Origin of the sequence: Pseudomonas sp. SJZ078, from assembly GCF_007828255.1 — a bacterium.
Lineage (GTDB): Bacteria > Pseudomonadota > Gammaproteobacteria > Pseudomonadales > Pseudomonadaceae > Aquipseudomonas.
Genome location: NZ_VIUG01000004.1, coordinates 16,937 through 30,315, shown reverse-complemented (window position 1 = coordinate 30,315; position 13,379 = coordinate 16,937). Strand labels below are relative to the sequence as shown.

Annotated in this window: 10 protein-coding genes; 3 read left to right on the top strand and 7 right to left on the bottom strand. The window is 58.5% G+C overall.

What is annotated here, in order from left to right; genetic code table 11:
• Window positions 1-19: 19 nt before the first annotated feature.
• From FBY02_RS05550 to FBY02_RS05540, 3 genes are all read right to left on the bottom strand, one after another.
• Window positions 20-1,459, bottom strand: coding sequence for a UbiA family prenyltransferase (locus tag FBY02_RS05550; RefSeq protein ID WP_144924431.1), 1,440 nt, complete (start codon window positions 1,457-1,459; stop codon window positions 20-22).
• Window positions 1,460-1,485: 26 nt separating this feature from the next.
• A complete protein-coding gene (locus FBY02_RS05545; protein ID WP_306085246.1) occupies window positions 1,486-1,854 on the bottom strand; it encodes a GtrA family protein in 369 nt (122 codons plus the stop codon).
• 127 nt (window positions 1,855-1,981) lie between these two features.
• Complete coding sequence (locus tag FBY02_RS05540; RefSeq protein ID WP_144924428.1) at window positions 1,982-2,206, bottom strand: hypothetical protein; 225 nt, start codon at window positions 2,204-2,206, stop codon at window positions 1,982-1,984.
• 189 nt (window positions 2,207-2,395) lie between these two features.
• Between FBY02_RS05540 and FBY02_RS05535 the strand changes: the two genes are divergently transcribed.
• On the top strand, window positions 2,396-3,982 hold the full coding sequence (locus FBY02_RS05535; RefSeq protein WP_256662477.1) for a glucan biosynthesis protein: 1,587 nt from the start codon (window positions 2,396-2,398) through the stop codon (window positions 3,980-3,982).
• A gap of 4 nt (window positions 3,983-3,986) precedes the next feature.
• Window positions 3,987-6,299, top strand: a complete 2,313-nt coding sequence (locus tag FBY02_RS05530; RefSeq protein ID WP_144924422.1) for a glycoside hydrolase family 3 N-terminal domain-containing protein — start codon at window positions 3,987-3,989, stop codon at window positions 6,297-6,299.
• 68 nt (window positions 6,300-6,367) lie between these two features.
• Here FBY02_RS05530 and FBY02_RS05525 read toward each other — a convergent pair whose 3' ends face one another.
• Window positions 6,368-7,789, bottom strand: a complete 1,422-nt coding sequence (locus FBY02_RS05525) for an amino acid permease (RefSeq protein WP_144924419.1) — start codon at window positions 7,787-7,789, stop codon at window positions 6,368-6,370.
• A gap of 437 nt (window positions 7,790-8,226) precedes the next feature.
• Between FBY02_RS05525 and FBY02_RS05520 the strand changes: the two genes are divergently transcribed.
• Window positions 8,227-11,349 (top strand): transglycosylase domain-containing protein, encoded by a 3,123-nt coding sequence (locus FBY02_RS05520; RefSeq protein ID WP_144924416.1) that lies wholly within the window; start codon window positions 8,227-8,229, stop codon window positions 11,347-11,349.
• A 79-nt stretch (window positions 11,350-11,428) separates the two neighbouring features.
• Here FBY02_RS05520 and FBY02_RS05515 read toward each other — a convergent pair whose 3' ends face one another.
• The 3 genes from FBY02_RS05515 to FBY02_RS05505 form a co-directional block, all read right to left on the bottom strand.
• On the bottom strand, window positions 11,429-11,935 hold the full coding sequence (locus FBY02_RS05515; RefSeq protein WP_144924413.1) for a CS1 type fimbrial major subunit: 507 nt from the start codon (window positions 11,933-11,935) through the stop codon (window positions 11,429-11,431).
• Window positions 11,936-12,065: 130 nt separating this feature from the next.
• Complete coding sequence (locus FBY02_RS05510; protein WP_144924410.1) at window positions 12,066-12,548, bottom strand: CS1 type fimbrial major subunit; 483 nt, start codon at window positions 12,546-12,548, stop codon at window positions 12,066-12,068.
• 31 nt (window positions 12,549-12,579) lie between these two features.
• On the bottom strand, window positions 12,580-13,323 hold the full coding sequence (locus tag FBY02_RS05505) for a molecular chaperone (protein WP_178111826.1): 744 nt from the start codon (window positions 13,321-13,323) through the stop codon (window positions 12,580-12,582).
• Window positions 13,324-13,379 lie beyond the last annotated feature (56 nt).

Genomic DNA, 13,379 nt, shown 5'->3' with positions numbered 1-13,379 from the left:
CCGGCATCAAAACGATCGTTCATGTCGCACTCCAGAAAATCAGGCAAAACAACACCCCTACGACAAGGCTCAATCGGTCCTTTAGCGCAAACACCACCGGGTCCTCCTTCATTAATCCGCGATGAGTCAGCATCCAGAGCCGAGTGATCCAGAACAGCAACAAGGGGCACGCAAGCCAGATGATGTGTGAACGCTCATACAGGGCAACGGTTGCGCTGTCGCGGATGTACAGTGCCAAAACCAATACCGCGAGATAGCCGGAAGCCGCGCCTAGCGATGAAAGCATCGCCATATCGCCTGGGTAATAATCCCGACCGCTAGCTTTACCGCTAACCCCGTTGCGCGAGACCACCAGGAGTTCGGTATAGCGCTTGACCAAAGCGAGGCTCAGGAAAATAAACATGGAAAACGCAAGGATCCACGGCGTCAGTTCCAAATCGAAGGCCGCGCCACCAGCGATGATTCGCAAGGTGTAGAGCAACGCCAGAGTGATCACGTCCAGGGGCATGATGTGCTTCAACTTGAACGAATAGACCAGCGTCAAGGCGTAATAAAAAGCCAATACCGAAACGAACCGTGGAGGTAGCCACCACCAAGCGCCGCCAAGCGATATGATCAATAGCACTGGACAAATCGTCAGGCCCGACCTGATCGACAGGCATCCGCTTGCAAAGGGTCTGTTCCGTTTGGTTGGATGCCTTCGGTCGTCTTCCAGATCCAGCAGGTCATTGAGTATATAAACGCCGGAAGCGCATAATCCGAACAATATGAATGCCAGCAAGCCATGCCATAGCAACATTGGGTTGGTGATCTGATGCGCGGCCAGCAACGGCACGAAAATCAGCGCATTCTTTGCCCATTGATGCAGGCGCAAGGCCTTCCGCCATTCGCTAAATCCCGTCGTGTCGGAGCGGATCAGTCGCACCACATTACCCAGCTTCAAGATGGCCAGTTCGACAGGTGCTGAAGGATTGACCACATAAGCAAGCCTGGCCGAGCGCCAGATCACAAGGTCGTCCAGTGCGTTACCGACGTAATCGAAGCCTCGTTGACCGAACAATTCAATCAATCGGTCACGCTTGCGCGGACCTGACAGATTGCATTCCAGGCGAGTCGCTAATATTTCATCGAACACCTGCAAGTGTTCGCCGATCCTTTGCGCCAACGAATGATAACTGGCGGTGGCCAACACGATCTTGCGGCCTAGCCTGCGCTGCTCGTCGATCAGGGTCAGCACATCCTGATCGTAGGGCAATAGGCTGACATCGACATCCGTCGATTGAGCCAGCTGTTTCTTCAGATAGGCCTTTCCGCGGAGCACCCAGGCCAAAACTTTCAGGCAGCGCCAAGTCTGGTTGCGGACAAACGCCATGGCGCATTCAAACATCAGATCAGATTTGAGCAGCGTGCCATCCAGGTCGACAACAAAGGGCAGCGAAACTGAACGGTCCTCCGTCATGGGCTGCAATACCTGGTCGCAGGCGTTCATACTGGATGACGGTCACGAAACACGACAAACCGGAAAAAACTGTAGCCGATTGCCAGGTTCAGCAACGAAAACGAAACCAACACCCCCCATCCAGGCAGGTTTCGGGTATCGCCGACAGCTCCAATGCCGTAGCTCAAGCCAGCTATTGAAGCATTGAGCGGCAAGTAACCACGCCGAGGCGCCCCAGGCTCAAAGATATAGAGCGCATTCACATAGAATGAAAATGCTGTGGCAACACAAAATGCCGTCAGGTTGCTGACCGCCTGGCTCAGCCCGACAGCGCTACGCAACACGAAAAAGACCTGCCAATGGATCAGTCCATTGGCCAGACCGATAACCATCAATGCAGAGAATCCCTTCATCATGGAGCCTGCGTTTACCCGTTGTTAGCGGGTTTCAAAGCTAGGGCCACCATCCAGGATGGTCTACTGTCAGAACTTACAGGTCCGCAGCTGTTTCCGACAGGCGGTCAATTTCTACCGCTTGGCGTCGTTACAACACCGGAAGCACCGCGCCTTGTTGATCAGCCCTTGGCCGCAACTTGAAGATATAAAACAACACCGTCGACAACACCAGAAGCGCCAGCACCACCAGAATCGACTCGACCGTCATCGGTCCGTTGACGAACTGTTCTACCAGTTCCTTCGGAATCGAGGGCAGCTCTTTGATCTTATTGGCCGGTCTTTTTATTTGGCATGGCATGCCCCCCAAACGCATGTGATGCCCGAACACAAAATCACTGACAGTCCCGGCTTCGCCGCTCCTCTCCTGTTAACTCTGACAGTAGACGGCCGCGCCTCTGCAATTGAACATCCCTCAGACGTTCAATTCAGGGAACAGACTATGTTGACCCGACGCGATCTGGTGAGCTTCACCTCGCTCTGTGCAGCTGCTGCCTCGTTGCCCATGCCTATCCCCGCGTTTTCCAGCGACCTGAAGCCCGACACCTCGCTCCCCTTCAGTTTTGACACACTGATCCGGCTCGCCGAAGCGACGGCGCTCAAGCCCTATGTCAAGTCGACCGCCCTCCCCAAGTACCTGCTCTCGAATATCGACTATGAGGCATTGGGCAAGATCCGATTCGACAGCGCACGTGCTCTTTTTGCCAACGGGCCTGGCCTGTATCCCGTCACCTTCTTTCATCTGGGCAAATTCTTTCGCACCCCGGTCAAAATGCATGTCGTCAGCGACGGCGTGGCTCATGAAATCCCTTACGACAAAACGCTGTTCGATCTGCCTGTCGACAGCCCGGCCCAGGCACTCGCAGCCGATAGCGGCTTCGCCGGATTTCGTCTTCAGGAAAGCCGCCTGGGGAATCAAAAAGACCACGATTGGAAAAAAAACGACTGGGTCGCTTTTCTCGGCGCCTCGTATTTTCGGGCCATTGGCGAACAATACCAGTACGGAATTTCAGCGCGAGGTATAGCGCTTGATGTGGCCCTGGCGGACAAGGCCGAAGAGTTTCCGGATTTCACCCACTTCTGGATCGAGACACCGAGCGACGACCAGCACCCCGACATAACCCTGTATGCGTTGCTCGATGGGCCCAGCCTCTGCGGCGCTTATCGATTTGTGATCAGCCGCACCAAGGGTGTGCTGATGGACATCGATGCTGCGTTGTTTCTACGCCAGAACATTGACCGTTTCGGTATCGCCCCCCTGACGTCCATGTATTGGTTCAGCGAAACGGCCAAGCCTGGCGCTATCGACTGGCGACCCGAGGTTCACGACTCCGATGGACTGGCCCTATGGACGGGGACGGGTGAACGGATCTGGCGGCCGCTCAACAATCCGACGCGCACCATGGCTTCGGCATTCTCAGACAGGAATCCACGAGGGTTCGGACTGCTTCAACGTGATCGTTCTTTCAACAACTACCTGGACAATGTGAATTACCAGCGTCGACCCAGCCTATGGGTAGAGCCCTTGGGGGACTGGGGTGAAGGGAGCGTACAACTGGTGGAAATCCCGACCGACGACGAGATCAATGACAACATCGTGGCGATGTGGGTGCCCAAGGAACCCGCCGAAGCCGGTAATCAATACCGTCTGAAATATCGACTGCATTGGCTGGCCGATGAGCCTTACCCAGGCAATCTGGCGCGCTGCGTGGCGACGCGCCTGGGAAACGGAGGCCGTCCGGGCCTGCCGCGCCCCAAGGGCGTGCGCAAGTTTTTTGTGGAGTTCATCGGCCCACCACTGGAAAAGCTTGCCTCAGACACGAAACCGCAAGCCGTACTCTGGGCCTCCAGGGGTTCGTTTGCGAATGTGCACACTGAAATGATGTCCAGTGAAACACCGGGACACTGGAACGCTCAATTCGACCTGAGCGTTGAGGGAAATGAACCCGTCGAACTGCGCCTATACCTGCGTCTGGCAGAACAAACGCTGTCCGAATCCTGGCTGTATCAGTACCACCCCTCCAATTCATTGCCAGCGACGGTGATGCAAGAAACCCTCATTCAATCATCAGCCACCGCACCAAAGGCCTGATGCGATGGATTTCATGCGCGTCACCACCGCAGCCATGCTCGGTACCTTGATTTTCATCACCTGGCTTCATTCAACGGCCCGAGCCGACGCCCCATCCAGGAAGCAGCAGGAAGAGGCTGCTTTTATCGAACAACTGATCGGGCAAATGACCCTTGAAGAAAAAATTGACCAATTGACCCAACTCAACATGCAACAAACCCCCACCGGCCCGGTAGAGGACAACAGGGATCGTCCCCCCATCGGTGTCGCTCATGCCGGTTCAGTATTGGGTGCATACGGCGCAGAAACCACTCGCAAGCTGCAACACGAAGCCGTCCAGGGTTCGCGTCTACATATTCCTGTGCTGTTTTCCCTGGATGTCATCCATGGGTTTCGCACCCTGTTTCCCGTGCCGCTGGCTGAAGCATCGGCTTGGGATCCAGACTTGTCGCAACGCACCGCAAGAGCGGCCGCCGTCGAAGCGACAGCGGCCGGCGTGCATTGGACCTATGCCCCCATGGTGGACATTGCGCGAGACCCACGTTGGGGGCGGATCGTCGAAGGTTCTGGCGAAGATCCATTCCTGGGCGCCGCGCTGGCGGCTTCACGTGTATGGGGTTTTCGCGGCGAAATCGCTCCCGACACCACGAAGATGCTCGCCACCGCAAAGCACTTCGTTGGTTACGGCGCCGCCGAAGGTGGGCGCGATTACAACACCTCGGACATATCCGAGCGCACGCTGGAGGAGGTTTATCTGCCGCCGTTTCGCGCAGCCGTACAAGCCGGGGTCGATGCGTTCATGCCTGGATTCAGTGAAGTAGACAGTACGCCCATGCATGCCAACCAACGATTGATCAAGAATAAATTGCGCGACGAGTGGGGGTTTCAGGGAATAGTGGTCAGTGATTTCGCCGCTATCAGGGAGTTGATCCAACACGGTGTCGCATCTACACCACGAGCGGCGGTCCTGCGCGCGTTCAATGCGACCATCGATATCGAAATGGGCGGTTACGATTACGCCAGTGAATTACCGGTATTAGTACAGAGCGGCCAACTTCAAGAACGCCAGCTGGATGACGCAGTGCGACGGGTGCTCCAGGCGAAACAGCGGCTTGGCCTGTTTGAAGATCCTTACCGTTACAGCGATCCGACACGGGAACGGAATCTACTCGGGACGCCAGAAACCCGCGCGCTGGCACGAGAAGCCGCACAGAAATCCATTGTGTTGTTGAAAAACGATAACGCGTTGCTGCCATTGCCCAAAAACCTGCGCAACCTTCTCATCGTTGGGGCGTTGGCAAACGACGCGCAATCGACATTAGGGTCCTGGTCGGCCGATGGTCGTGCCGAAGAGTCGATCACCGTTCTGGAGGGTATCAAGCGCGCCGTATCGCCCGGGACGCAGGTTACTTATCTGCCCCTGGCCGCTCCGGAAAGCACCGACGTGGCCGGTACCAACGGGCTTCAACACATGGCCAGCAACGCCGACGTGATCGTTGCCGTGCTTGGCGAAACAGGAGACATGAGCGGTGAAGCCCGCAGCCGTGCCGCTCTTGACTTGCCTGGGGCACAGAACGCGCTCCTCACGGAGCTGACCAAAACGAGTAAACCTGTGGTGGTCATTCTCATGAATGGCCGGCCGTTGACCATACCCACCGTGGACGAACAGGCCCCTGCGATCCTCGAAACCTGGTTTCTAGGTTCGGAAATGGGCCATGCGGTTGCCGACGTGCTGTTTGGCGATATCAATCCCAGCGGCAAGCTTCCCACTACTTTCCCCCGGTCGGTGGGACAGATTCCGCTTTACCACGCCCATAAAAATACCGGACGGCCACCGAGCATCATCAGCCCCTATACATCCGGATACCTGGATATACAGTGGACTCCGCTCTATCCGTTCGGCCACGGCCTGAGCTACACCACGTTCACGTATGGAACCCCGATTCTCAGTAAACAGCGGTTGGCCTTCGATGAAACACTGAAGGTACAGGTTAATGTTCGCAATAGCGGTCAAAGAACCGGAGACGAAACGGTCCAGCTATACCTGCGCCAGAATGTCGCGAGCGTGACACGTCCTGTCCGTACGTTGCGTGGTTTTACGAAAGTCCGGCTCGCGCCGGGAGAAGCAAAGACCGTGGAGTTCACACTTGATCAGAATGACTTCGCTTCACTCAGTGCCGACTATCTGCCGGTCGTCGAGTCCGGGACGTTCACGGTGTACGTCGGAGGGAGCTCCGCCACTGATAATCAGGCCAGCTTCGAAGTGACCTCGGGAACGCAACTGAACGAACAACGCTCGGCCATTCCGAGGTCACTGCGGGAGATGTCACAGCGTTAGCGCTCGATCATTCGGAATCGAGCGAGGCTACCGTCAAGCCTGACAATAGCCTCGTCGGACCCATCGCATCACTGCACCGAACTCACCGAACCTTGAGCCTCACCCGTCGGCTGCAACTTGAAGGTGTAGAACAGCACCGTCAGCAGCACCAGAAACGCAGGCCCGACATACAGCGCCACCCGCGTATCCGGGAAGTACGCCATCAGCCCTACTACCAGCACCAGGAAGGCCAGGGCCAGGTACGAGCTGACCGGATACAGCCACATGCGGTATTTCAGGGCGGCACGCTCGGAAGCGCTCAGGCCTTTACGGAACTTGAGCTGGGCCAGCAGGATCATCACCCAGGTCCAGATCGCCCCGAAGGTGGCGATGGAAGTCACCCAGACGAAGACTTTTTCCGGCACCAGGTAATTGAGCAACACGCCCAGCAGCAACGCGGCAATGGACAACAGCAACGCGCGGCGCGGTACGCCGTTGGCCGAGGTCCTGGCGAAGCCGGCCGGAGCCTGGCCATTCTGCGCCAGGCTGTAGAGCATCCGTCCGGTGCTGAAGATGCCGCCGTTACAGGACGACAGCGCAGCGGTGATGACCACGAAGTTGATGATGCCCGCAGCCGTCTTGATGCCCAGGCGCTCGAACGTCATCACGAACGGGCTGCCCTGGGTGCCGATCTCGTTCCAGGGGTAGATCGACAGGATCACGAACAATGCGCCGACATAGAACAACAGAATCCGCCAGAACACCGAACCGATAGCGTTGGGAATGGTTTTCTGCGGGTTCTTCGCCTCACCGGCGGTCAGGCCGATCATCTCCACGCCCAGGTAGGCGAACATCACCATCTGCAGGGACATCAAGACACCCTGCACCCCATTGGGCATGAACCCGCCGTGGGTCCAGAGGTTGGAGATACCCAGGGCCACGCCGTCGTTGCCGAACCCGAAGGCGATGATGCCCACGCCACCGATGACCATGGCGATGATGGTCACGATCTTGATCAGGGCGAACCAGAATTCGAACTCTCCGAAAGCCTTGACCGCGATCAGGTTGATCGAGCCCATGCTGACCAGCGCGGCCAGGGCCCAGATCCAGCGGGGCACGTCGGGAAACCAGATGCCCATGTACACCGCCACCGCGGTGATTTCCGCCACGCAGGTCACCAGCCACAGGAACCAGTAGTTCCAGCCGGTCAGGAAACCCGCCAGCGGGCCGAGGTAATCCTGGGCATACCGGCTGAACGAACCAGCCACCGGATTGTGCACGGCCATCTCGCCGAGGGCACGCATGATCACCAGGATCGCCAGGCCGCCGATGATGTAGGACAGCATGATCGCCGGACCAGCCATTTCGATGGCCTTGGCCGAACCGAGGAACAGCCCGACCCCGATGCAGGCGCCAAGCGCCATCAGGCGGATATGCCGCTCGCCGAGTTCACGTTTGAGCAGACCGCCCTGAGCGGTCTCGCCAGGGGGCAGATGATTGCCGACAGGCATAGGGATACAACTCCATTTTGTTATTGGATTAGCCACCGGGTTTCCAAGGGCACAGGCCGATAAGCCTGCCACCTTGCCGAAACCGGGCCTGACTCGTGGACAGACCGTCGTGTAAACCAGACGCCAACACCGATGGGGCCGTGCAGTATAAAAAGCCGGGGATAGAGAGTTTCACTGTAAAACCTTGGAAATTCAGGGATAAGCCATAACAAAAGGTGGGTTTTTGGAGAGGCGTTCACTGGGATTACAGGGAATGGAATGTGTAAACGAGGGTAAAAATTACGCAGATAGGACACTTCAACAACTTACGGGCACCGCTGCCCTTGTGGCGAGGGGATTCATGGTGCCGGCCTGTCCACAATTTCCCCTCCCCCACGCCAACCACCGTCTAAGCTTCAAGCAAGTCCGATCAATCTGCGTGAATGGATCAGTCGACTATGGGCGCTCTATGGCAAACCGATTCGAATAAACCTATGGTCCCGACTGAACGTATGGAAGAAGCGTCTATCCCCCCAAGAAAACGCCGCGCGCGGCATGGCTGGCGTGCGTTCTGGTTGCTGCTGCTGATTGTTGTCGTGGTGGTCGGTCTCGCGGTGGCCAAGGAAATGCGTACTTCCAGGTTCCAGGCCAGGGAGATCAGCAAATACGCTGCATCCCTGAGCTATTCGCTGCAACCGGGGCCCAGCGATGCCATCGTCTACCCCGGTGCGGGTCCATTCGACCGGCGGCTGGGCTACAGCTCGCTGGGGGAGTTCCTGCCGCGACTGCTCAAGCGCAACTATGTGATCCAGGCCCAGACACGGTTTTCGCCGGCCTTGATGGACTACGTCGGCAAAGGCCTGTTCGTGCCTTATCCGGAGAAGATCCAGGCCGGCCTGACCATCACCGATTGCCGCGCCGCGCCGCTGTATCAGTTCAAGTATCCACAACAGCTATATGCCAGTTTCGACGCCATCCCCCCCGTGGTGGTGCAAAGCCTGCTGTTCATCGAAAACCGCTTTCTGCTCGATCCCCGCCAGCCCCAGGCCAACCCGGCGGTGGACTGGCCGCGCTTCGGCATGGCGGCCTGGTCGCAGGTGGCCAAGCTGTTGAGCTTGCCGGGGCAGTCCGCCGGGGGCAGTACCCTGGCGACGCAGCTGGAAAAGTACCGCCATTCTCCCGATGGCCTGACCGTCTCGGGGGGTGAAAAGATCCGTCAGATGATTTCCGCCAGCGTGCGCGCCTATCGGACCGGTCCGCAGACCCTCGAGGCGCGGCAGCGGATCGTGCGCGATTACCTCAACAGCGTGCCGCTGTCCGCCGTACCGGGGCACGGAGAGGTCCATGGCATGGCCGAAGGCTTGCGGGTCTGGTACGGCGCCGATTTCAACCGGGCCAACGAGCAGTTGTTCAGCACCGCCACCGACCCGCGGAGCCTGGCCGAAAAGGGCCTGGCCTTACGACAGATGTTGTCGTTGATGATCGCCCAGCGCCGCCCTTCCCATTACCTGTCCAAGGGCCATGACGAGTTGGCAAGCCTGACGGACAGCCATATCCGGCTGCTGACCCAGAACGGTGTGATCGACGGTGCCCTGGCCGATGCAGCCCTGGCGAGCAAGGTCAGTTATCGCGATTGGGTGCAGCAACCGACGATCCAGCCCAACGAAACCAATAAAGGCATCAGCGCCGCCCGCAGTCGACTCGCCACGCTGCTCGACCGTCCATTGTATGACCTCGATCGCCTGGACCTGTCCGCCACCAGCACCTTGCAGAACGACTTGCAGACCCAGGCCACCGAGTACCTCAAGCGCTTGGCCGACCCGGCCTTCGCGACCGAAATCGGCCTGATGGGAGAACGCCTGCTCACCCCCACCAGCACCACCCAGGTGCGCTACAGCTTCACCCTGCTGGAACTGACCCCGGACGGCTCCCGCGTGCGGGTGCAGACCGACAGCACCGACCAGCCTTTTGACATCAACGAAGGCAGCAAACTCGAACTCGGTTCCACTGCCAAGTTGCGGGTACTGACCACCTATCTGCAGATCATCGCCGAGCTGCACGACCGCTATGGCGCGGAGCCCCCGGCGGCCCTGAAAAAAGTCGAGGTCGCCGAGCAGGATCGCCTGTCCCGCTGGGCCGTCGACTACCTGATCCAGAACAGCGACCGCAGCCTGCCGAAGATGCTCGAGGCGGCGCTGGATCGTACGTACTCCGCCAGCCCCGGCGAGGCATTTTTTACCGGCGGCGGGCTGCACACCTTTCACAACTTCCGCAGCGAGGACAACGGCCGCAACCCCACCTTGCGCGATGCCCTGCGTGAGTCGATCAACCTGCCGTTCATCCGCCTGATGCGCGATCTGGTGCGCTACGCCACCTATGCCGGGCCCGACAACAGCGCCGAGCTGCTCAAGGACGACAGTAACCCGCGGCGCCAGGAATACCTGGCCCAGTTCGCCGACCGCGAAGGCACCTCGTTCCTGCTCAGGTTCTGGAAAAAATATCAGAAGAAAGACACCAGCCAGCGCCTCGAAACCTTTCTCGACAGCATGCACCCCACGGCGATCCGCCTGGCCGCCGTGCACCGCTATTTCTTTCCCAATGACAGCCAGGACAGTTTCAACCGCTTCGTGCGTTCGCACCTCAAATCGGTCAAGAGCAACGAAAAGCTCACCGACGAACGCCTGGAACGGCTCTACCAGAGCTACGGCCCCGGCGCCTACGACCTGCCCGACCAGGGCTTTATCGCCAAGGTCCACCCGCTCGATCTATGGTTGATGGGTTACCTGTTGAACAACCCCGACGCCAAGTTCAGCCAGATCGTCAAGGCCAGTGAATTCGAACGCCAGGAAGTCTACAGTTGGCTGTTCAAGAGCCGGCACAAGAGCGCTCGCGACAGTCGTATTCGCACCATGCTCGAGATCGAGGCGTTCCTGGATATCCACCAGCGCTGGCAGAAAGTCGGCTATCCGTTCGATCATCTCGTGCCTTCACTGGCCACGGCTATCGGCAGCTCCGGTGACCGCCCCGCCGCATTGGCAGAGCTGGTGGGCACTATTCTCAACGACGGTATCCGTCAACCGGCACTGCGGGTCGACAGCCTGCACTTCGCCGTCGACACCCCCTACGAAACGCAACTGGTCAACGACCCGGACAAAGGCAAACGCGTGATGCCGGTTGAAGTGGCCCGGGCCCTGCGCGGTGCGCTGTCCCAGGTGGTGGACGCCGGCACCGCGAAACGGGTCGCCGGCAGTTTCAAACTGGCCGACGGCACGCCGCTGGCCATGGGCGGCAAGACCGGCACCGGCGACAACCGTATCGAAGCCGTTGGCGCCGGTGGACGGGTGATCAGTTCAAAGGCGATCAACCGTACCGCCACCTTCGTCTTCTATATCGGCGACAGCCATTTCGGCACTCTCACCGCCTATGTCCCGGGGGCCTCGGCACAGAACTTCAAATTCACCTCGGCCTTGCCGGTACAGGTGCTCAAGGGCATGGCACCGTTCCTCACGCCCTACTTGCAGCCGGGCAGCCATACCCAGTGCACGCCGTTGGTGGCGGGGCAGCGAGTCACGGCGATGTAGGCAGGTTACCTATGGCGAGGGGATTATCCCCGCGCCACAAAGGTCAGGAGTTGCCCTCAGATCAGGGGTAGACCCAAGATCAGGGGTTGTTTCGAGGCACCGCGTCGAAAATCACCGTGAAGTCGGCGTTGTACATACCAGCAGAGAGTGGGCGTGTAGGCGAGTTCGCAACAACGACACGCATCTCCGCCTGGGTACCCGGTGTGGACGTGGCATCGTCCACGACTTCCTGAGGTCGGTTGTCCAGCGGTACCCCGTTGAAAATAGCCCGCAGGGATACCACATCCACACCGTTGGTCAGATGGATGGCACCTGTCTCGTTAGCATTCTCGATGTAGGCGTGGACCGAACCGTCGGTGTTCTTCACATCATAGGTGTGGCGCAAAGACGTGAATTTGTAAGTGATAGGGTTGTAATACATATATTCATCCTTGCCAAACTCAGGGTCCCGTGGCTGCACATGGAACTGCTGGGTCGGAATGTTCGCCTCGATATGGATGGATGAACGCGCATCATCGGCCCCGAACACCAGTGAAGGGTTCAGAGCAGCCCCCAAAGCAATAACGGATACAACTTTCTTAAACATGCTTGATACCTTTTTATAGTAATGAAAAGCGCGGGAGCACACCTTGCTCCCATCGTCACGGGCCCAACACAACATCCTCGCCACAGGGTTTCGTGTTGTTTCATGATCCTCACCGCAAGGTGAGGCCTCGCTACGGCGCGGTAGCGTCGAACACCATGTGCACCGTGCCGTAGTAGTCACCCGGCTTGTAATCGTCATCGGGCTTGATGGCGGCGATCTCCAACGGCACCTGCCGCCCCGGTCGGGCTTCCGTGGCCGAGACCACCTGGGCCGAATCCAAAGTCAATTCGACGCCGTTGAATCTCACCCGCAAGTCGATACGATCACGCCCATTGGACAAATACGCCTCCTGCCCGAGGCGCGCACCGATGGAACCGTTGCTGTTCTTCACCTCGTAAGTGGCCCGCAACGGGCTCAGCTCCCCGGTGATGGTGCTGAAGGGCAGGCGCTGTTCGCGCTGGACCAGTTGCGGGTCGAGGGGCACCACATGAAAGTCGGCCGTCGGAATGGTCACGTAGAGTTCGAAGGTTTCCCGCTCGACTGCGCCCCAGGCCGCAGCCGAAAGCAATGTCAGGGCGGTCAATGCGAAGGGGCGTACCAGTGTCTTGGACATATTTGATTACCTGTGGCGTCAACGACGACCGTCAACCTTTGATCTCGACGTTTTTTGTCTGGCTGCCTTCAATCAGCGTGAAGCGGTATTCACGCCCCGCTTCCTTATCGAACGAGAACGTACGGCCAGCCATCACGTGGTGCTTGGTGGTGGGGCGGCATTCGTTGTCTTTCTTGGCCTCGCAGTCCTTGAACTCATCGATCACCACGACGCTGTTGCCCTTGTTACGCAGCAGATAGCGGTTGGGGTTGTCCTCGATCACTGACTCGAAACGGGTGTTCTTGGGCCGCACGAAAAACACCGTGCCGTAGCCCGCCAGGACCTTGACCCCGGCGCCCACGCGATCCTTCTTATATTGCTCGCGCTCTTCCTTGCTGACAGCGAACTCGTCTTCGGCCTCCGGTACCACCGGCACGAAGCGCACACGGAAGTAGCGCTCCTTGTCGCGGTTGCCCATGAACAGCAAGCGCGTTCCCTGCACGCCGTTGGCTGGCACGATCAGGCGCGCCGGGCTGGCCATCAGGCCGTCCTTGGCCTGGGCACTGGCCTGGTTCTGCAGCGGCACTTCCTGATAGGTGCCGTCCTCGTTATAGATAATCTCCAGGATGTTGACCTTGACGAAGGCTGTGGACGTGCCGCCGTTGAACACCCGCTTCATATAGGTAGTCTTGTTGCCGTCCAGATAGTCGTAGACCACCCCGACCCCAATCTGCGGACCGGCCTGGGCCACGCCGCAAAACAGAGAAAAACCAACCCATGCCAATAAATGTTTCATCACTTTTCGAACCTCATGCATTTGACGCGACTCACTAAAAAATCCTGGCCGACAGG